Consider the following 21,059-nt stretch of genomic DNA (forward strand, 5'->3'; position numbering starts at 1 on the left):
TAGGGGGATTGGGGACTAGGGACTAGGAGCAACGCGATTGTGGAAGCAGGGGGAGCAAGGGGAGCAGGGGTGCAGTTGCAGTAAGTCTTTCCCCTCTGCCCCTCTGCCTCTTTCCAATCCCCAATCCTTAACTACAATTCATCCCAAATCACGGGAAAGGAATAATCAGAAAACGCGGAAAAATCATGATTGTCGCTGCGAGTTTCATCATCCAAAACTTTGATAACTTTGTTATAGATGTCTTGTGCTTGTTGCGGGGAATCACCGATGCTGGTTAATCCCAACTTGCCAAACTGCGAAAGGCAACCCATAAGATGAAACACTGTGCCCGTTTCTGTACCGCTGTCAAAGTGCAGTCTGTGGTGAGCAATGATATCCATCAAATCATTGGGTAATAATCCCTGATAGCGTTCTTTTTGCAGGTTGTCAGTGGCAATGTAGTATTTAGGACGACCTTGCTGACTATAAAATAAACCTGTGGAAAGGTCATAGCGGCCGTTCGTTAATAATTTCAGGGTCATGAATGGATGAGTTGTACCGCCTTTACGTAGGTTAATTTCGATCGCCTGAATATCCCAATCTCCATTACCCTTGTCAACGGCGATAAAATCTACGCCAAATCGCTCTAAAGTGCCTTTCTCTGCTAACTTTCTGCCAACTTGTAGTCCCAATTGCTGTAATTGCAATCGATATCTTTCATCAGCAGGAAAGCGACAACCAAGATAAATCTGACCATCTGGGCCTCCGAGAATTTGGTCGTGGGTTGAAAGGATTTCTACTTCACCTGTGGGTGTAATCCGTCCTTGAACGCTGGGCGATCGCTTAATTTTTCCTTCTACAAATGCTTCAGAGATTGCCCCTAATTCCGGGATTCTCCCCGAAAAATTATCCCAAGTCTCTTGTTTTGCTTGAAAGCGCATTGTTGAGAAGCGATCGCTAATTGCTGCTATCCTTTCAGCATGAGTAGCTTTTCCTGGTGCTAAATTCTCAATCGGCCTAAGATCCAGCAAGGCATTCCCCTCTCCAGAAATACCTTCGTTGAGTTTTACCACTACGCGTTGTAATGTCGGTTGTCGTTCCCACAAATCAACGGTAGCCTTTGTCAAACTCGTGTGGTTCCAAACTTTTTCGCTACCATCTGGATGTGGTACTCCACTTTGGGCGAAGATTTGCCGACTACCACTTTTTGTCCCCCAAGTCTGTAAATCTGGTGCAGCAGCATACAGTGGTACACCTAATTTTAAAGACAATTCACCTTCCCAGTGCGAAGAGTTGTAACAAATCATAAATGATTTGTCTAGCCTCAAAGATTGATGAATCCGCTCTAGCAAACGGGGGCGTTCTAAAATCTTTTGACTAAGAGGCTTAAGGGAGGAATCGTAAGTAGAAAGTAACAGCAAGCGATTGCGAGCATGAGAAAAGGGAATTCCTGGCAACAGTTGCAGATAATAATCAATGATACTCGGATGCAACGGTACTGATGTTATATAAATCAGCCGAGTTCGGGGATTCCGCAATCGAATTAAGGAAAATAGTAATCTTTCTTCATAATGCTCGCAGCCTTCGATCTTTCGGAGTTCGTGCTGGTCGAGACTCAGAGAGGGAATAATTAAAATATCTGCTTCACTATTATCAAATAGTTCGCTAGTTTTCCAGCGATCGCGCAGGGTTAATTGTAAGTGGCGAAACTTTTCAACCTGTTCTAACTCGGAAATATTTAGTGTTGCCATAAATAACCCCTGCCCTCTAATGATCTCAATGTAGCGCACCACGCAACCTTTTGGAAGATGTAGAGTTGTTGTGTCAAGATTCAGTTAGTTTTGCCAGAAATTTAAGGAATTCTGCAAGGATAAATCAAACTATAGCAACCCGCAGACCCGCCACTTATTTAATTTATTTTCAGTCTTAAGGTTGAGCTAATTGCAGCTTACTTTACCCCTAGAGAGCGATAAATGACAGCAACATACAACATAATGGTTAACTTGAAAGTAGATGAAAAAGATAAGTTTTTCATCACATTGTTGTGTACTTAATTTTTTATTATCATGTAAGTAAGGTGAATCTAAATAAATAGTAAGATAGTTTGTAATTGCATTGGCGTAAGCCTTCCCGCAGGGTACGAAGTGAAACAGGCAATCGTAAAGGCTAAGATTGACTGCCTCACCTCTTTTTAGGCTCTGACGATGCTTCGTATATCTCTGGACAAGTACTACATGTTAATGGTGGAGAAGTTATCAATGGGTAAGTATAATAGCTAAGAATATTCAGTTTTGGATTTTGGATTTTTCTTTTAATCCAAAATTTCAAATCAAAAAGTTAAAATTGCTAGAATTTGGAGTCATAAATTTTTACTTATTTGTTCTTAACTTTACCTCCTTTTCTTCCATTAGAGGGATGAGTCAATGTTTAAATCTTGATAATCTACTTAACAGCGTACATTTAAAAAATAATAACTACATATATGGCATCTCTTACACCACTGCATGGCACAGAATTAGTCGATTGTGCTAGAGCAAATGCCAAGCAAGGAATTGAAACTGCTGCTTATCAATGTGGCTATGGTCAAGACCTCAACAAATTTGCACAAGAACTCAGACAAGCTTGTGAAGAGATGAATTTGCAAGTGAAGGAACTCAGTGGATTGATTACTGAACAGGACTTGATACTAGAATTAGGTACTGGCGAAATTATTGCTCCAGAGACGGAATCAGAATTGTAAAAGTTAGTCATTGGTCATTGCTCACTGGTCATTAGTGAAGAGGGCGATCGCTACTTCTAATCATCTTTGCAGAAAATAAGCCCAGACAGTAGCGATCGCACTAAGTAAAGCCCACTATAAATCAATCCAAACTTCAAAATGACGCTCTCTACGAGTTTCATAAATAAATTTAGTTGCTCTGTAACCCTTTTGGCAGAGGGGAAATAGATTCACTCCTCCTGCCTCCAGCAAGAACTGACCTCTGCCTTTTCTGGTCAAAGTCCCCTTTCTTCAGTCAGTTTGAACCAGGTTGCTGCCTCTAGTTTAGGGGAAAGTTGGAATGTGAAATATCGCATTTGTAATTTTTATTTTTGAATTGTTAAGACTTGAAACAAATTGAAACTTTCTGTAATATAGCGCGATAATACAAGGTTTCGGACGCTGGTAATTCCTATCGTCTAGCGTTGCCATAGCCCTTTCGTAGAAAAGAGGAGCTATCGCATAGCTAGTTGCTGGATAGTCTACCTGCAACAGAGTTACTCAAAAAGTCAATTATATCTTTGCTGTTTGTTGTAACCAAGATATGAATTGACAGGCAAGATGAAGCATATATAAAAAATACCTTTTTTAAATCTTTAAATATTAAAAATTTTCTTTATGCAATTTTCATATAATCCATAACCATCTGGATAAAAAATATGGGATCATCCTGTAGGTGGAAATTTTAACTTAAAGATCATCAAAACTTTGATATTCCTTTAAAAAAGGACATATCAATGTAAATATTTAAACAAAATTCCACAAGAAAGATAGACATAACACCGAGTTCTAGTGTCAAATGTGTAGTTGATTAATCCAAGAACAACAATTAAACGTAAATATGTAATACTGTTACTTTAGACTACTTAAGTATTTATCTCGATCGATTTTTGCTTTATCTCAAATTTTATGCACCTGCATATCATTGAGATTAAAATTTCTAGAGAATGGTGATTTATAATTTTTGATTAAATTCACCAAAACTCAGAAAGTTTTTCGAAATAAAAAAAGATTAGTAAGGACTGATAAGCCCTTCAGATAATCTTGAGTATTTCTTGTCATACGTGTTTTTCTGCATTTTCTTATATATCTCTGCTTTCAGAGAAGATATAAGAAGGTATGTTTTCGCGTCATGCTGTCATACTATTTTATTTTAATTAATGTTGATACAAATAAGCAGCAAATTAGTAAATCAAATTAACACAGGAGAAAATATGAGAAATAATTTGTATCAGCAATTGAGTGAAATAGTATCAATAAAAATGTTAATAGGCAGACAATGATTTGCTCATAAACATACTTAGGCTATGCTCATCACGCATTTTTTGTTGAAAACATTAAACATAAAACTAATCCCAAATTATTAATTATGGCATTAGTTTTAGAACTATTTTGAGGCATATATCTCAATGAGTGTAAACGATCAACTGCTATCAACAACTGTAAGTCCAACACCTACTAATACAACAACACCTCTTGTAGTTCCATTGGCTAGCAGCAGTCTTGCCTCTCAGGCTAGCGCCAGCGTTCTATCTCAGGGAAATGGACTAACAGGACAGTACTACGACAACATCGACTTCACTAACCTGAAGCAAACCCGCACAGATGCAACGGTGAACTTTAACTGGGGTGATGCTTCTCCAGATCCGTCGGTGGGTGCAGATACCTTCTCAGTGCGTTGGACAGGTCAGGTAGAAGCCAAGTACAGCGAGACTTACAATTTTTACACCACCGCTGATGATGGTGTGCGGTTGTGGGTGAATGGTGTACAACTCATCAATCAGTTTGTCGATCAATCAGCCACAGAATATAGTGGCTCAATTGCACTGGTTGCAGGTCAGAAGTATGATATCAGACTAGAATACTACGACAATCAGTACGAAGCTGTTTCCCAACTGGCTTGGTCAAGCACCTCTCAGACCAAAGAAATTATTCCTCAGTCTCAACTCTATAGTAATACCAGTAATACAAACACACCTGCACCTGCATCTCCTGTAATTGGTAATGGCAACGGACTCCAAGGACAGTACTACGACAACATCGACTTCACCAACCTGAAGCAAACCCGCACAGATGCAACGGTAAACTTTAACTGGGGTAGTGGTTCTCCAGATCCATCCATCGGTGTAGATACCTTCTCAGTGCGTTGGACAGGTCAGGTGCAAGCCGAGTATAGCGAGACTTACAATTTTTACACCACCGCTGATGATGGTGTGCGGTTGTGGGTGAATGGTCAACAAATCATCAATCAGTTTGTCGATCAATCAGCCACAGAATCCACTGGCTCAATTGCACTGGTTGCAGGTCAGAAGTACGATATTAAACTCGAATACTACGAAAATCAATACTATGCCGTTTCCCAACTTGCTTGGTCAAGCACCTCTCAAGCCAAGCAAATTATTCCTCAGTCTCAACTGTATAGTACTAATACACCTCCATCTCCTGTAATTGGTAATGGCAACGGACTCCAAGGACAGTACTACGACAACATCGACTTCACCAACCTGAAGCAAACCCGCACAGATGCAACGGTAAACTTTAACTGGGGTAGTGGTTCTCCAGATCCATCCATCGGTGTAGATACCTTCTCAGTGCGTTGGACAGGTCAGGTGCAAGCCGAGTATAGCGAGACTTACAATTTTTACACCACCGCTGATGATGGTGTGCGGTTGTGGGTGAATGGTCAACAAATCATCAATCAGTTTGTCGATCAATCAGCCACAGAATCCACTGGCTCAATTGCACTGGTTGCAGGTCAGAAGTACGATATTAAACTCGAATACTACGAAAATCAATACTATGCCGTTTCCCAACTTGCTTGGTCAAGCACCTCTCAAGCCAAGCAAATTATTCCTCAGTCTCAACTGTATAGTACTAATACACCTCCATCTCCTGTAATTGGTAATGGCAACGGACTCCAAGGACAGTACTACGACAACATCGACTTCACCAACCTGAAGCAAACCCGCACAGATGCGACAGTGAACTTTAACTGGGGTGAAGCTTCTCCAGATCCTTCCGTCGGCGCAGATACCTTCTCGGTGCGTTGGACAGGTCAGGTGCAAGCCGAGTACAGCGAAACTTACAATTTTTACACAACCGCTGATGATGGTGTGCGGTTGTGGGTAAATGGTGTACAACTCATCAATCAGTTTGTAGATCAATCAGCCACAGAATATAGTGGCTCAATTGCACTGGTTGCAGGTCAGAAGTACGATATTAGACTAGAATACTACGACAATCAGTACGAAGCTGTTTCCCAACTGGCTTGGTCAAGTGCCTCTCAAGCCAAGCAAATTATTCCTCAGTCTCAACTGTATTCAGCAGCTATTCAGACCGCTATCACATTAGGATCGCCTTCCGCGACTGTGAATGAAGGTAGTGGTAGTGTTAGCGTAACTATACTCAGAAATGGTGATTTAAGCGGCACATCTTCAATCAAGTATGCAACTATAGCTGGTACTGCCACAGCAGGAGTTGACTACGGAAGTGAAGGCGTGGAAAGCACTGGAACGCTTATTTTTGCGCCGGGACAAAGCAGCGCACAGGTATCCATTCCGATTGTTGACGATTCTTTGCCGGAACCAGATGAAACCTTTAGTTTTGTCATTGATCAGGCAGTGGGGGCAACACTAGGAGTCCAAAGAACTATCGGAATTACGATTCAAGACAACGATCGCTCTAGTATCGACTTCTCTCAGCCAGTAGTTAATGAGGGCGGTGGTTCTGCGACGGTGACAGCTACACGAGGTAACGCTACTGGGGTCGCTAGTGTAGACTACACAACCGTAGATGGGACTGCTAGAGTTGGAACTGACTATCGGGCTGTATCTGGAACCTTAAGTTTTGCAGTCGGACAAACTACCAAGACCATTGTTATCCCCATTATTGATGACAACATTGGGGAATCAAATGAAACATTTTCTTTGAGATACAGTAATGCAGTTGGAGTGCAGCTAACTAATCCACTGTCAAATATCACTATCATTGATAATGACTCTGGTAACTTTGCTCTAGATACAGTAGCTTCTGGTTTGACTCAACCTACAGCTTTTGACTGGTCACCTGACGGCAATACCCTGTTCGTTGCCCAGAAAGATGGGACAGTGCGAGTTGTGAAAAACGGCACTTTATTAGCAACACCATTTGTCAATATTTCTGGAGAGGTAAATAATACGCGCGATCGCGGTCTCTTAGGTATTGCCGTCAATCCAGGTTTTGGTCAAAGTCCAAACGGCAACAACTATGTTTATCTGTTGTATACCTACGATCCACCAGAAACCAATCGAAGCAATCCTAATAACAATCCCAATAGCACATTGGACGATCCTGACCAGAATGGGAATCGTACTGCACGGCTGAGTCGTTTTACAGCCGATCCCAACACTGGTTACACTACTGCGATTGCTGGCAGCGAAGTTGTGCTACTAGGCACAAATGGCACTTGGGCGAATATCAGCCATCCAGATGGAAATAGCACAGATGTCTCACTTGGCTATGCACCATCAGGAATTATCAACAGAGTTACTGGTAGGCCCTTTACCAGCTTGCAGGATTATCTCAATAATCTTGATAAAGTCCAAAATGTCCAGAATTTTATAGCCAATGACAGTGAATCTCACTCAGTTGGTTCTATTCGCTTTGGTACTGATGGCTCTCTGTTTGTTAGCTTAGGAGATGGTACTTCCTACAATGGGATAGACCCCCGAGCAATTCGCGTCCAGGATAAGAATAATTTGTCTGGTAAGATTCTGCGGATTGACGCGATTACTGGTCAAGGTTTAGCCAGTAATCCTTTCTACAACGGCGATCCCAATAGCAATATTTCCAAAGTTTATGACTTAGGTCTGCGTAACCCCTTCCGTTTCACAATTGATAAAAGAACCAATACCCCCTACATTGGTGATGTTGGCTTCGCTACTTGGGAAGAGGTAAATGTCGGCAGACCAGGAGCTAACTTTGGTTGGCCCTTCTATGAAGGTGGCCTTGATGCAAATGGCAATCCCATCAGCCTGAAACAACCGGCTTACGCTACCTTACCTGCTGCCGCGCAAAATTTATACAATCCTGGCACAGCTGCGACAGCACCACTGTACACTTACAAGCATTTTGGTTCTAATTCGATTCTCGTGGGTGATTTTTACACAGGTAGTACTTTCCCCTCAATCTATCAAGGTGCTTTATTTGTTGGTGATTTCAGTCAAGGAACTATTGATGCTTTGATCTTAGATAGTCAGGGTAAAGTTGTCTCAGTTAAGCGATTTGCTTCCCAAACAGACAGACCTAATCTAGGACTGCCTACACAAATCACCACTGGCCCCGATGGCAATTTGTACTATGCAAACTTGACCGGAGGCCAGATTAATCGCTTCCGACCTGTTTAGTGATGACCTGAAGGAGGCAGGAGGCAGTCCCGATAAAACAAGTTTCTAAAGCCTTGGATGAAAGAGGGACAAGGGAGACAAGAGGGACAAGGGAGACAAATAGTAAATGACTCTTTCAAGTCAGGAGGTAGAAAGAAGGAAGTAAACTTTTTATACCTGATTTTAAATCCTGTACTTTATGCCTTATCTAGTTGAAAACTGCTGTATCAGTGAACAGTTATGCGACTGTTCACTGATTTTGCTTAAGAGAACTTTGTCAAAAATCCCAACAATTTTTTGGTATTTGATGTCAAGAGTGTTCGACGATAAGCGTCAGCCGCTTTTTTAATTGCTTCGGCTTGAGTGGGATAAGGATGAATTACACTGCTTAATTTACTCAAACCGATTTTATTTACAATTGCCGTAGTCACCTCTGAAATCATCTCACCTGCGTGACTGGCAACAATAGTTGCACCAATAATTTCATCAGAACCCTTTTTATGGTAGATTTTGAGAAATCCTGACTCTTCATCATCTGCGATCGCTCGGTCTACACTACTAAAAGGTATTTTAATTGTTGTCACCTCAATACCTAATTTTTGCGCCTCGTGTTCATACAACCCTACGTGAGCAATTTCTGGGTCAGTATAAGTTACCCAAGGCATCACCAGATTACTGAGTTTCGAGCGTCCCAAACCAAAGGGAGAAAACAGGGTATTTTTAATTACAATGCGCGCTGCGGCATCAGCAGCATGGGTAAACTTCCAGTTCATGCAGATATCGCCAGCTGCATAAATTTTAGGATTGGTTGTTTGGAGATAATCATTTACCTTCACACCTTGGCGCTTGTCATATTCTACACCCACAGCTTCTAAATTTAGATTTTCGACATTTGGCGATCGCCCCGCACCGACTAAAATTTCATCGACAGTCACCGAATCTCGATGACCATTGCTAGAAAAGTAAAGCCGTTTTCCCTCAGTGACAGTTACCACTTCTTCCAACTTGGAATTCAGTACTACCCGAATGCCTTCGCTAATCAAAACCTTTTGGAGAATTTTAGCAGCCTCAGCGTCTTCCTTATTGAGAAGATGAGAACCACTATGGAAAAGCACCACCTCACAACCCAAACGCCGAAAAGCTTGCGCCAATTCGCAACCAATGGGGCCGCCACCAATCACCGCCAAATATTCCGGCCGTTGAATCAGAGAAAAAACCGTCTCATTCGTCAGATAACCTGCCTGTTCAATTCCCGGAATCGCCAGTTGTGCAGCTCTTGCGCCAGTCGCAATTACAGCTTTTTTAAACTTGAGGGTTTTATCGCCAACTTCCACGGTATTTTTACTTGCAAATCGACCACTACCCAAAAAGACATCGACACCCAAGTTTTGAAACCGCTCCGCCGAGTCATTATGGCTGATATCAGCTCTTACCCGCCGCATCCTGGCCATAACTTTGGAAAAATCAACATCAATATTATGTTGGGGAATATTAACTCCTAAATCTTTAGCATTCAAGATTTCGCCAACGACGCGAGCAGAGCGAATAATAGTTTTAGATGGTACGCAACCAACATTTAAGCAATCCCCACCCATAAGATGCTTTTCAATCAACGCTACTTTTAAACCCAAATCCAGACCTGCTGCACCCGCCGCCACCACTAATCCCGCCGTACCAGCACCAATTACTACCAAATCGTAAACATCGGCGGGTTGAGGATTAACCCAATTTGGTGGATGGACGTAAGACAGCAACTTTTGATTATACTCATCCACTGGGCGAACTGTGACTCTCTCGAATTCAGAATTGGTCATTGGCGAAACCTCTTTTAAGAATTGAAAATACTAAAGTCAACATAAATTTGGAGACTGGTATTCTTTCTTTTGAATGATTGTTTAATAAGAATTACATCTTTGCACTGTTTTATCGGTTTGAGAATTGACAAATAATCTACTTTGCTGAAATAGCAGGAAGTTTTCAAACGCATAGGCGCTTGCTTCTCAACGAGACGCTACGCGTAGCTTGCTTCCACGTACTCTTACAGAGAAGCAAGCTACGCGTAGCGTGCCGTAGGTAAGTGGTACGCCTTCCCGCAGGGAAGGGGCGCTGAGTCAACACACAGAGAAGTCTGAACGGTGGGGACACAGAGTTTTGTCAAAAAAATATTAAGAAATCAACAAATTTAATTAATTTATGCAGCTTACCCTGGCTGAGAAAATCCCTGGCAAGCGTCAATAATACAGGATACTGTGCTGTTTACAAGTTTCTCCATCGTCTGGAGACTGATTGCCGGTTCAGAAAACGGAAAATTCCAAAATATTTTTCCCTGAAAAGTTGTGACAGTTGCACAGAAAACACCTCCATAAGCAGCGAGCGATGGTATAAAGCTGATTTCTTCTATTTCGAGTGAACCGTAAACTCTGGGGATGTTTACTCGACCCACGTTGCTGACAGATACCGTCGCCAATACTTCATCAGGTCGTCTGAGAAGTGACTCGACATTATGACTGAACGTCAATACTCTGCTGAACACGTCGCCCTGCTCTAAACCAGCGTCAAGCTCTTGTTTTATATCCCGTGCTAATTCCCAGAATGATGCATTTATTTGTAGGGTGTGAAATGATATCAGAGATGAAGTCAGCACTATCATGTTCTCATTGCTAACAACTGGTTTTAGACGTTGACGTAAATTAACAGCCGTTCGGCAACTCACGCGCACATCATTAGTCTGACCTGCGCTGATTTTTCTCACCACTGCAAATAGCATCGCTGCACAAAAAGCACCTTGCAGTGTTGTCTTCTCCTGCCTGCAAGTATTTATAAGCTGCTGAGTTAACTTGGAGTCTAGCTGTCTGTGGATAAAACCACAACGGCGTAACTCCATCGAAACACACTTCTCAAAACCCAAGGTTTCAACATTTAAAGGTTCTAGTTGGTGATACAGGGTCTCTTTCCTCAACCCATTTGTCGATTTAGGCAATAGCTCTTCGACGGGTGGAAGTGTGGGCAAGCTAATAACTTGAGTTATTGGCTGATTAAAACCAAAATTCTGGCAATATGTCAATATTTCTGAGTACAGTTGAAGGCATGACAACCCATCTGATATGGCGTGATGCACTGTTAGGATTAGATAATTTACACATGATTCATTCATTGGCAGAATGAGTACAGCTCTGAGCAAACCTTTGCTACTGTCAATTTTTTCATTCAGCTCTTCCAAAACGACATCAGCCCACTGTTGATTGTGTAACTTGTCTACAATACGCAAAGGAATTAAAGGCATCTCTCCAGTTTGAAAGCGGAGATTATCTAAAGAACCAACAATACAAGAATTAAGAAGAGGGTGACGACACTGTACAAGGTCTAGAGCTTGTCTGACCATTTCTGCATTTAGGGGGCCTTTGATGCGACCAACTGTTACAACTGAGAAACCTCCAGCATTACGATTTAAGGTTTCCATAGCTTTCTCTATGTTGCCAAGTTCTCTGTTGTCCATAGCGAATCTTCGGATTCTACACTCACGTTAATTTAGATGCGTTTGCCCTGGGGTTTTATCTGCAAACCTCAATTCGTGACATTCAAAGGATAGAAGCTATAAAACCTCATCTTCTAAAGCTTGTCGGGCAATACGGGTAATATAAATCGTCACGGCGACTGTGGCAATTAAACCTAAAATCCGAATTGCCCATTGTAAAGTCGGGTTGTTAGGTTGAGCCTCAGTGCCAATCATGGCCAGATTACCTGCAAGGGAACCAATATAAACATACATGATGGTTCCGGGAATCATGCCTAGAGAGCCGATGAAGTAATCTTGAAGTGAAACTCCCGTGATGCCAAAGGCATAATTGAGCAAATTGAAAGGAAATATAGGGGACAATCGCGTTAACAGGACAATTTTTAATCCTTCTTTACCTACTGCTTGGTCAATGGCAGCAAATTTTTTGTTATCTGCAATTTTACCAGCAACCCAACCCCTTGCTAAATAACGTCCAACGAGAAAAGCAGCCGTAGCGCCAAGGGTCGCACCGATAAATACGTAGAGAGAACCCCAAACTACGCCAAAAATTACACCAGCCCCCAAGGTGAGAATAGAACCTGGGAAAAAAGCAACGGTAGCGATAATATAAAGGGCAATAAAAGCGATCGCTCCCACTGTACCAAGGCTATCAATCCACTGCAAGGCTTCGCGTAAAATTGCTTGAGGATTAAAAGAATTTAGATTTGCAGATTCTTGTGCAAAAGCTGGGTCTGTGTTTAACAAAAAAGTGGTCGCCAATATCAGTAATATTAATACACTAAAGCTAAAAAAAATCTGCAAGTTTCTGGTATCAATACTTTTAAATATCTGAATGATTGTTAGTTTTTTCATGACTTGTTATTTCTTCTATTGCCACACTTTGAACTAATTCTTTCTGAGCAACTTTTGTGATATACACAGTTACCGCAACGGTAGCAATCAACCCAACCACTCGCATTATCCATTGCCAAACTTGAGTTTCTGGAGCAATTGGTTGATGCAAGGTGTCAATCATGGCAAGATTCCCAGCTAAAGAACCAATATAAACATACATTATAGTGCCGGGAATAATGCCGAAGGAACCTAATATATAGTCTTTGAGAGAAACCTGTGTTACTCCAAAAGCATAATTTAATAAATTGAAGGGAAAGACGGGTGAGAGACGAGTTAGCAAAACAATTTTCCATCCTTCTTTAGCAACTGCCAAATCAATCGCTTTAAATTTAGGATGTTTATCCATTTGTCGAGAAACCCAATCCCGCGACAGATAGCGTCCAATAATAAAAGCCAAAGTTACTCCAATTGTTGCAGCAATTAGCACATATACTGAACCCCAAAATACTCCAAACAGACAACCAGCTTTGAGAGTTAGGAGTGAACCTGGTATAAACAGTAATGTTGCTAAGTTGAAAATGACTATGTAGGCAATAGGCCCGAAAGCACCAAGACTGTGAACCCAAATAACTAATATCTTTAAAATCCCCTGAAAGTTTAACTGTTTAGCAGCAATTATTAGAATGACAATTAGGCAACTTAGGAGTAGTAGTTTAAATTTGGAGTTTAATATATACTTTCTCATTTTTGCAAGTTTTATGTTTATAATCTCAAGCTTCGTGTTCAGAATATCAACACCTCAAACCCAATGTTACTAAGATATACTACTTAAATGAGAAATAGATTAGAGAAAATTGAAAAATTACTTATAGTAATCCGGTTTGAATTTTGAAAACATACTGAGACTTAAATGCATATCCAGCAAGGATTTATCTCTAAAATCCGTTCAGAAATCAAATAGGAGTCCTATAGCTGTCATTACAGGCGGCTAATTATCCCATTTAGGGATTGTTAAATATCAGACTAAATATTGATTAAAAGCCAATTAAAAATTGTCTAATTTCCTGCTTTATTTTTCTAGCATTAATCTAAATTGTCATCAATAACCTCTGGCTAAAAAAAAGTTATAAATGGTTTTGTATTAAGTATTTTTATAAATTAAGCAATGAATTTAATTTATTTCCAAGATTATCAATAAAAATATTTTATGCCAAGATTTTTTATAAAATTATTAAACTTCTAAAAGGGGTAAGATATTCAAGTAAGAATGTTGACTTTACCAGTGTCAATATCGTAACAAGCACCAACAATTTTTAGTTTACCTTCACGGATAAATTTAGCTAAAATAGTTGAACTTTCTTGCAATTTTTCAGTCTGATATTTAATGTTGGCTATAACCACATCCTGCATATTATCACCTGTGCTGAACTTTACCCTTTCTACAGATGGTTTGATGCCCTCAATAATTAAACCAATTCTGCCAGGAAGTGGTTCGTTTTTGATTGCTTCTGCTACTGCACCGCATCTTCGATGACCCAAAACCACGATCAATTGCGAACCCAATACTGCTGTAGAATATTCCAGACTACCTATCACCGTGTCACTGACGACATTACCAGCAACTCGCACGACAAACAAATCTCCAATTCCTTGATCAAAGACAATTTCCGCAGGTACTCGAGAATCTGCACAGCCCAATATGGCTGCAAAGGGATACTGAGCTTTAGCAACTAATTGTAGACGTTCTAGTGATTGATCGGGATATTGACGTTTTTGCTGAATAAATCTTTGATTACCATCCAGCAAGCGTCTGACGGCTTCATCTGGACTGATTTGATTAGGATTAACTGGGTGAATATCAGCAACAGCAGTTTGCTCTGAATTCCAAAAGCTATCACCAAAACTAGTAGCTGCAATACCTACAACACTGGCGAATTTTAAGAAATCACGCCGTCCTAAAAATCCATTAATTCGATTCATCAATCTACCTGACAACAAAGCTGTTCCCAAGAAGATATCAGACTTAAGCAAGATATAAGAGTACCTTTTTACACGATTTAAGAGTTATTTAATCTTAAAATTAAAGCAGAATTTAAAACCTATATCTATACAGATTGACTGTTATCTACATCTAGTAAATTCCATTATTATTGGTCAATTTTAAAGCCAGGGTTAGCCAGAAATAGGATGGTTTTTCTAACACATCATCTTCTAGTGACGAAAAAGTATAATTTCTGTCAAAAGTTAAAACCCTCTATTGTTTGTATTTCCTGTCTTTTTGGGAATACTTAACAGAGTACTTGCTATAGATATGGCTTTTTTAAACAAAATAAACTGGAATTTACTACGTAAAAATGCTCCAAATAGCTCTGGGATAGTTCCCTCTGCTCCCAGTTCACAACCTTTAGTGCAAAAGCAACCTGCGACATCATCAACCCCTAAAAACCTTGCTGAGTTAGAGAAGCGGGGTATAGGTAATAGACTTATTTGGATAGCAATACTTATAGGCATTCCCAGTGGTGTAATTTGGGTTGCGAACCAGCCTTACCCGGTGATTCGCCGTCCGGTGATGCTCCATACACCTTTTTTGTTGCTACCCAGCTACATCAGTATGGATAATCACTATCGGCAGGCGTTGGTATCAGTTGAGCAAGCTGAACAATTGATTGAAAAAGCTACCAGTCCTGCTGATTTGGCTTTGGGAGAACAGAAGCTACAAGAAACACAAAAACATTTAGATCAGTTACCAACTTCCTTTGTCAACGATTGGCCACAGTATAGATATTGGTGGTATGACTCGCGATTCAGCATCTACGGTTTTAATGCATTTCGGAGTAAAGTTGGGCAGCTAGAAGCTCAGGTTTTTCAAGAAAAGAATGCTCAGTCGTTGCTTACCGACAATATGCAGACCTTCTTAAATGCAAAACAGCAATATGAACGGGCGACAACAGCGATTGATAAACAGACTGCAATAGCTGCTTGGCAAACGGCCCTGAATCAATTTGAGCAGATTCCTGGTCAAACTCTGGCAGGAAAAACTGTACAAAATCAACTAGATAATTATAAGCGTGAGTTTCAGGAAGTTGTTGGATTGGCAGCAGGGAACGATCGCATCAGTGCCTTAATCACCGCAGCGCGACAATTTTCTTGGCAAGCTGCTAAAGCTGGTCAAAATCCGCCGCACACTGTTACTGAATGGCGACAGATAGAAAATTTGTGGATAGAGGCAATTGAACGGTTGAAGGAAATTCCTTCAACAGATGTGGCGGGTTATACCGAGGCACAGAAGTTATTAGCAATTTATGAGGCTAATTTAGGTCAAGTTAAAGTTAGACGGCAAGCTGAGGCGGATGCTGTGGAAGCTTTGGAGGCAGCGCAACGAGAAATCGAAAGCTTGTTGGCTTCAATTCCTACGGATGCTCATGATGGGGAGCGCAATCGTGTGTTAAGCCAATTGCAAAGTATTATTCATCAATTAGAAAAGGTACAAAATGGCACAACAACCTATTTGAAAGCTCAAGAATTACTACTATCAGCAAATAATAAATTAAGACAACTACAGATTAAATAAATGGTAGCGATCGCTTGGCTATGTTAATATCTCCGCCAAAAATATTTACAACAGAATGAATCGGCTGTAGGCCCCTACATCGATATCAGGTATTTCCTGAAATGGTATAAGTCCATTTGTACTATGTGTTTTCTGGTTGATTTCTAGCCAGTTGTAGTGAAGCGGTGACGTTGGCGCTGCATCCACCTTAAGGTGGTTCGGAGAGCGTTAGCGTCAACAACTGGCCATTGGGTGGGATTTTGAGACGGGAATTGATCCCTTGTAGAATTTTCTCAATGTCCCTGTAACCCTGCTGATATATCAATTAAAACTGCAACAAAAAAATTTTGGATGCCAAATTGCCAAAAGCACTCAACATAATTACAAATTGCTAATGGGGATTCTGGCAAATGGGGTAATTTACGTTTTGGTCAATTTTTCCTCAATGAATGTCCTGTTTTGTCTTTTGACTAGCTGTAGATGTGATTAGAAACGCAAGGATTATTGGGGAGAATTCTTTGAGCATCGAAAACGACGGTCGCGGCAGTGGCAGGATTTATATTAGTTATAGAATAGCGTAGGCGCAGCCTAAACTAGGCATCGCTATCGCCTAGTGAAGCTCCTATATTAAGCTGGTGTTATGTTGAATGGGGCAAGAGTGATTAAGAAGGATTAATGTCTCTTACCCGCTCCCAGATATAGCTCACCCACTTTCGGGTCATTCAACAATTCTTCACCGGGGCCGGAGATCGCATCACGTCCCGACTCTAATACATATCCACGATTAGCCATCTCTAAAGCCTTACGGGCATTTTGTTCTACTAATACGATCGCAGTACCAGCCTGATTAATTTGTTTAATCTGCTCAAATACTTGTGTCACTAAAATCGGCGACAAGGCAGCAGATGGTTCATCTAAAATCAGCAAACCAGGTTCCAACATCAAAGCTTTGCCCATCGCTAACATCTGGCGTTCTCCTCCAGAGAGAGTACCAGCGCGTTGACGACGGCGATCGCTTAGTCTGGGGAACATGGTAAATATTTTATCTTTAATTGGCTTCAGGGGAACGTTAAGCACAAAAGCACCCATCTCCAAGTTCTCTTCAACACTGAGGGAGGGGAAAACATTGGCGATTTGCGGTACGTAGCACATTCCTCGTTGGACAATTTGATTGGACTTTAGCCCCACGATATTTTCACCTTTGAAGGTAATTGTGCCTGTGTGGGGAATCAAAAGCCCAAAAATTGCTTTTGCCAAAGTAGATTTACCCGCACCGTTGGGGCCAATCACTGTTACCAATTCTCCTGGTGAAACTTGAAAATTCACACCTTGCAGGATATCTACATCTTTGATGTATCCAGCGTGGACATTTTGAACATCTAGTAAATAGTCATTTGTCATTTGTCATTGGTCATTTGTCATTGGTCATTGGTCAACAGTCAAACATAACTATTGACTGTTGACTATGGACTATTGTGGGGTTTTTTGCAACTCTGGTCGTTCTTCTGCAAGAATCGCACCTTCTACTGGGCAAACTTGGAGACAGATACCACAGTCAATGCAAGTGGCAAAGTCAATCCAGTACCAATCAGTTCCCTTGGCATTTTTGCCTGGGCCATCATGAATACAAGCTACTGGACAGGCTTCTACGCAGTCAGCAACGCCTTCACAGACTTCTGTAACAATTGTGTGCGGCATGTTCTCGATTCCCTCTTTTCTGTATCGGCTATTTCTAGCCTAGCAGGGAGGAGGGAGGAGAGAGTAGGGGAGCAGAGGGGCAGGGGAGACAAGGGGACAAGGGGGAGAAGGGGAAATTATTGAACAAGTCTCTCACTTGTCTCCCCCCTCTTCCTTGTCTACCTTGTCTCTTCTCCATACCCAATTCCCAATGCCCAACTCACTTAACGTAATGATTCTATTTTTGGTGAGCCGTCAGCTTTGATCCAGGCAATTTGGGCTATGCTGCGATCGCCTGCATATTGACGAATAGCGTCAGCATCCCTTCCTCCTAAATCAATTTCTACCCGCACCAAATCAGCTGAATCTCTGAGTTTTTGCGCGTAGGCAAAAGCGGCGGCGTTAGCACTGGCTGTCTCTGGTGCTACTAACCAGTCACTCGCGGGAGTTACCTGTGGTAATTGCTGAGTAGATAGCAAAACCTGGTATAAATCTTCGATATTCAGTCCAAAACCAATTCCGGGAATATTTTCTCTTTGAGGATGATATAGACCCAAAAGCTGGTCATAGCGACCACCACGCCCTAAAACTCTGGTTTGGGATTCGGTATCGTTGACAACCTCAAAGACGATACCAGTGTAGTAATCGATGGTCTGGATCAGGCTGAGATCGAGGATTAACGGCAGTTTTTTCTCGGATTCTAGTAATTCTACTAGGGATTTGAGGTTATTCACTGCTTCTCGTTGTTCTTCATCAAGATCCAAACTACTGACTTTTTGCAACACATCTGCACTTGGCCCGCGTAAATCCAAGATGATTTGGGCACGATCGCGCAGTTTATCACTCAGAGGTAAATTATCTATGGCAATGCGGTCAAGATGAGCGATCGCACTGCGAACTTGATGTTGGAGATTGTCAGGAAAGGCACTCAGGAGCGATCGCGTAATTCCCGCCTCACCTAAAATTAAATGCCATCCCTGCAAACCCAGTGCTTCTAAACAGTCTGCTACTAACAGCAGTACTTCAGCATTCGCTAGCAATCCGCCAGCACCTAGCAACTCCACCCCAGCTTGATAAAACTCTTGTTGGCGATTGTGTCTACTTTCCCAAGTGCGGCGAAACACATTGGCATTGTAGTACAGCCGTTGTGGATAACGCAGACCTGCCATCCGAGTGACAACAGTACGAGCAATAGAGGCTGTTAATTCTGGACGTAGACCTAACTCATCATCTTCGCCATTTTGCTGTAGTTGAATCACCATCTGACGCTGAATTGCTTCCCCCGCCATTAAGGTATCCATCCGCTCTAAAGTCGAGGTGATAATCCTGTGATATCCCCAACGGTGAAACACCTGCTGTAACCGCTCTTCAATCCAGCGTTTTTTCTCCACATCCAAGGGCAATAAATCCCTGGCTCCCGCTGCTGGTTGATACACCATTATTTTTTCTTCCCACCAAACAAACCACCGAACAAACCACCACTACCAGATTTATCTGGTTGCTTATCTCCATTATTGGGGGATGAAGTCACCTTATGATCGCTAATTTGTTGTCCTAAAGCCTTATCTATTTTAGGTTTCCATTGCAGAGCCGTTTCGTCACTAGGGTCTAGTTTTAAAGCATTGTCAAAGTGGATTTTTGCCATTTTTAACTGATTTTGCCTCAAATACACCATTGCAATTAAGCTATGGCAGCGACTATTTTTCGGTTCTAGCTTTAGGGCCTCTTGCAACTCTACTTTGGCTTGGGCAAACTGGTTTTTCTCAATCAAAGATTGAGCGCGACGAACATACTGTTCTACAACCAAGCCATCTTTTGCTGGCGCTGCTGCTGGCGCTGGTAAGGGATTTTTTGGTGTATTTGGCTGAGGCGTACCTGATTGGACTTTGGGTTGAGCCGGTGGCGGTGCTGTGGATGATTTGCTCACACTCCGCATTAAATATACTAAATTCAACTCGCTAGCTTGGGCAATGACTTGCAGCGCTTGCTCTAAAGAATCATATTGGGTTTGGGCTAGTTTAGCGATCGCAGTTTTATAGAAATTATCGACATTAGCCGCCTCAACTAACTGTTTAGCCAAGTCAGTGTTGAGAGTTACCGAAGTAGACTCTTGTACAAGGCGCTTGCCAATTTGCGACAAAATTAGAATATATTCAGTGCGAGTGCGATCGCCGACAAGTTTTTCGTAAGCTGGGTTAACCAGCTTTGATAACAATTCGTTACCTAGCTGTTTTTGAGCATCTGTTTCGGTAAAACTACTGTCTGGATGCAAACGGCGGGCGACTTGGAGATAGCGTTTGCGAATCTCTTTGACATCCGCATCAACTGGAACACACAATACTGCGTGATGATCTATGAAATCATATTTAAATAGTCCGCGGTCTATTTTAAAAGACATATAGAGGTTTTACACCAAAGGAGCAGTTGGATTCCTCTTAGTTTACCCAAAGTCGGGGGGAAAGCCCCCATCTACTACACCCAGGCTGACAGTGGTGGAACCTGTAAAAGTTCGCTACTGAGAGAGTCGTGAATATAACTATTTGTAGCCAGAATTCTACCTGACTCAATTTTTACAGGAGTACCATCGTAGGCGGTGACTTTGCCCCCGGCTTCTTTTACCAAAATTATTCCGGCGGCAATATCCCAAGGGGAAAGTCCCCGTTCCCAGTAACCATCCACACGTCCACAGGCAACATAGGCCAAATCTAGCGATGCCGAACCGCTACGTCTAACTCCTTGGGTAAGATGGGTAAGGTGACTAAATTCTGCGTAGTTGTTATCAGAGGTTTCACGGCGATCGTAGGCAAATCCTGTTACTAGTAGGCTTTTACTCAGTTCAGATGTTGCTGAAACCTTGATGGTTTGACGGTTACGCGTTGCTCCTAAGCCAGCAGCAGCACTGAATAGCTCATTATGAAAGGGGTCATAAATGACACCTACTTGGGGAACACCATTAATTAACAACCCGATGGAAACAGCAAAAAATGGATATTGATGAGCGTAGTTGGTTGTGCCATCTAGAGGATCTATTGCCCAGAGGTATTCATTTTCTTGATTACCTAATTTCCCCGATTCTTCAGCAAGAATAGAGTGCTGGGGAAAATGGCGACGCAAAATTTCTAAAATCAACTCCTCTGAGGCTTTATCCGCAGCTGTGACTAAATCACCAGGGCGTCCTTTTTCAATAATTGCGTCTTCTAACTTACCCAAGTAACCTTGCAAAATAGCACCAGCAGCTAAGGCTGCTTCTGTAGCAATATCTAGAAAAATTTGTAAATTTGTCATTAGTCATTGGTCATTAGTCATTGGTCATTAGTCATTGGGCAGGGGGCATCAGTTATTCTTCTTGTCTCCCCCTGCTCCCTGCCCCCTTGCTTCTTC

The 21,059-nt window shown here is 41.7% G+C and carries 14 protein-coding genes; 3 read left to right on the top strand and 11 right to left on the bottom strand.

Going from position 1 to position 21,059, the window contains the following annotated elements; all coding sequences use genetic code 11:
• Positions 1 to 131: 131 nt before the first annotated feature.
• Positions 132 to 1,730, bottom strand: a complete 1,599-nt coding sequence (locus FD723_RS02110; protein ID WP_179063888.1) for a peptide ligase PGM1-related protein — start codon at positions 1,728 to 1,730, stop codon at positions 132 to 134.
• A gap of 731 nt (positions 1,731 to 2,461) precedes the next feature.
• Between FD723_RS02110 and FD723_RS02115 the strand changes: the two genes are divergently transcribed.
• Entirely contained in the window at positions 2,462 to 2,719 is a 258-nt protein-coding gene (locus tag FD723_RS02115; RefSeq protein ID WP_179063889.1) for a hypothetical protein, read from the top strand.
• 1,427 nt (positions 2,720 to 4,146) lie between these two features.
• Positions 4,147 to 8,121, top strand: a complete 3,975-nt coding sequence (locus tag FD723_RS02120) for a PA14 domain-containing protein (RefSeq protein WP_179063890.1) — start codon at positions 4,147 to 4,149, stop codon at positions 8,119 to 8,121.
• A 242-nt stretch (positions 8,122 to 8,363) separates the two neighbouring features.
• On the opposite strand, the gene FD723_RS02125 is transcribed toward FD723_RS02120, so the two are convergent.
• From FD723_RS02125 to FD723_RS02145, 5 genes are all read right to left on the bottom strand, one after another.
• The gene (locus FD723_RS02125; protein ID WP_179063891.1) at positions 8,364 to 9,914 is read right to left on the bottom strand and encodes a mercuric reductase; all 1,551 of its coding nucleotides are present in this window, start codon (positions 9,912 to 9,914) and stop codon (positions 8,364 to 8,366) included.
• 386 nt (positions 9,915 to 10,300) lie between these two features.
• Positions 10,301 to 11,596, bottom strand: coding sequence for an alcohol acetyltransferase (locus FD723_RS02130; RefSeq protein WP_179063892.1), 1,296 nt, complete (start codon positions 11,594 to 11,596; stop codon positions 10,301 to 10,303).
• 96 nt (positions 11,597 to 11,692) lie between these two features.
• The gene (locus FD723_RS02135; protein ID WP_179063893.1) at positions 11,693 to 12,469 is read right to left on the bottom strand and encodes a TVP38/TMEM64 family protein; all 777 of its coding nucleotides are present in this window, start codon (positions 12,467 to 12,469) and stop codon (positions 11,693 to 11,695) included.
• Entirely contained in the window at positions 12,438 to 13,196 is a 759-nt protein-coding gene (locus FD723_RS02140) for a TVP38/TMEM64 family protein (protein ID WP_179063894.1), read from the bottom strand. Before FD723_RS02140 ends, FD723_RS02135 begins: the two co-directional genes overlap by 32 nt.
• A 512-nt stretch (positions 13,197 to 13,708) precedes the next feature.
• Entirely contained in the window at positions 13,709 to 14,431 is a 723-nt protein-coding gene (locus tag FD723_RS02145) for a carbonic anhydrase (protein WP_179063895.1), read from the bottom strand.
• A gap of 331 nt (positions 14,432 to 14,762) precedes the next feature.
• Between FD723_RS02145 and FD723_RS02150 the strand changes: the two genes are divergently transcribed.
• Positions 14,763 to 16,022: a hypothetical protein gene (locus FD723_RS02150; protein WP_179063896.1), complete on the top strand. Its 1,260-nt coding sequence runs from the start codon at positions 14,763 to 14,765 to the stop codon at positions 16,020 to 16,022.
• 651 nt (positions 16,023 to 16,673) lie between these two features.
• On the opposite strand, the gene FD723_RS02155 is transcribed toward FD723_RS02150, so the two are convergent.
• The 5 genes from FD723_RS02155 to FD723_RS02175 form a co-directional block, all read right to left on the bottom strand.
• The gene (locus FD723_RS02155; protein ID WP_179063897.1) at positions 16,674 to 17,402 is read right to left on the bottom strand and encodes an ABC transporter ATP-binding protein; all 729 of its coding nucleotides are present in this window, start codon (positions 17,400 to 17,402) and stop codon (positions 16,674 to 16,676) included.
• Between the two features lie 69 nt (positions 17,403 to 17,471).
• Complete coding sequence (locus FD723_RS02160; RefSeq protein ID WP_179063898.1) at positions 17,472 to 17,699, bottom strand: ferredoxin family protein; 228 nt, start codon at positions 17,697 to 17,699, stop codon at positions 17,472 to 17,474.
• Between the two features lie 203 nt (positions 17,700 to 17,902).
• A complete protein-coding gene (locus FD723_RS02165) occupies positions 17,903 to 19,117 on the bottom strand; it encodes an ATP phosphoribosyltransferase regulatory subunit (RefSeq protein WP_179063899.1) in 1,215 nt (404 codons plus the stop codon).
• Positions 19,117 to 20,076, bottom strand: a complete 960-nt coding sequence (locus FD723_RS02170; protein WP_179063900.1) for a DnaJ domain-containing protein — start codon at positions 20,074 to 20,076, stop codon at positions 19,117 to 19,119. Before FD723_RS02170 ends, FD723_RS02165 begins: the two co-directional genes overlap by 1 nt.
• A 74-nt stretch (positions 20,077 to 20,150) precedes the next feature.
• A complete protein-coding gene (locus FD723_RS02175) occupies positions 20,151 to 20,963 on the bottom strand; it encodes an inositol monophosphatase family protein (protein WP_179063901.1) in 813 nt (270 codons plus the stop codon).
• Between the last annotated feature and the right edge of the window lie 96 nt (positions 20,964 to 21,059).

Source organism: Nostoc sp. C052, assembly GCF_013393905.1.
Lineage (GTDB): Bacteria > Cyanobacteriota > Cyanobacteriia > Cyanobacteriales > Nostocaceae > Nostoc.

Coding starts and splice junctions, on each gene's coding strand:
- FD723_RS02110 (WP_179063888.1), bottom strand. CDS start 1,730: ATGGCAACACTAAATATTTCCGAGTTAGAACAGGTTGAAAAGTTTCGC.
- FD723_RS02115 (WP_179063889.1), top strand. CDS start 2,462: ATGGCATCTCTTACACCACTGCATGGCACAGAATTAGTCGATTGTGCT.
- FD723_RS02120 (WP_179063890.1), top strand. CDS start 4,147: ATGAGTGTAAACGATCAACTGCTATCAACAACTGTAAGTCCAACACCT.
- FD723_RS02125 (WP_179063891.1), bottom strand. CDS start 9,914: ATGACCAATTCTGAATTCGAGAGAGTCACAGTTCGCCCAGTGGATGAG.
- FD723_RS02130 (WP_179063892.1), bottom strand. CDS start 11,596: ATGGACAACAGAGAACTTGGCAACATAGAGAAAGCTATGGAAACCTTA.
- FD723_RS02135 (WP_179063893.1), bottom strand. CDS start 12,469: ATGAAAAAACTAACAATCATTCAGATATTTAAAAGTATTGATACCAGA.
- FD723_RS02140 (WP_179063894.1), bottom strand. CDS start 13,196: ATGAGAAAGTATATATTAAACTCCAAATTTAAACTACTACTCCTAAGT.
- FD723_RS02145 (WP_179063895.1), bottom strand. CDS start 14,431: ATGAATCGAATTAATGGATTTTTAGGACGGCGTGATTTCTTAAAATTC.
- FD723_RS02150 (WP_179063896.1), top strand. CDS start 14,763: ATGGCTTTTTTAAACAAAATAAACTGGAATTTACTACGTAAAAATGCT.
- FD723_RS02155 (WP_179063897.1), bottom strand. CDS start 17,402: ATGACAAATGACTATTTACTAGATGTTCAAAATGTCCACGCTGGATAC.
- FD723_RS02160 (WP_179063898.1), bottom strand. CDS start 17,699: ATGCCGCACACAATTGTTACAGAAGTCTGTGAAGGCGTTGCTGACTGC.
- FD723_RS02165 (WP_179063899.1), bottom strand. CDS start 19,117: ATGGTGTATCAACCAGCAGCGGGAGCCAGGGATTTATTGCCCTTGGAT.
- FD723_RS02170 (WP_179063900.1), bottom strand. CDS start 20,076: ATGTCTTTTAAAATAGACCGCGGACTATTTAAATATGATTTCATAGAT.
- FD723_RS02175 (WP_179063901.1), bottom strand. CDS start 20,963: ATGACAAATTTACAAATTTTTCTAGATATTGCTACAGAAGCAGCCTTA.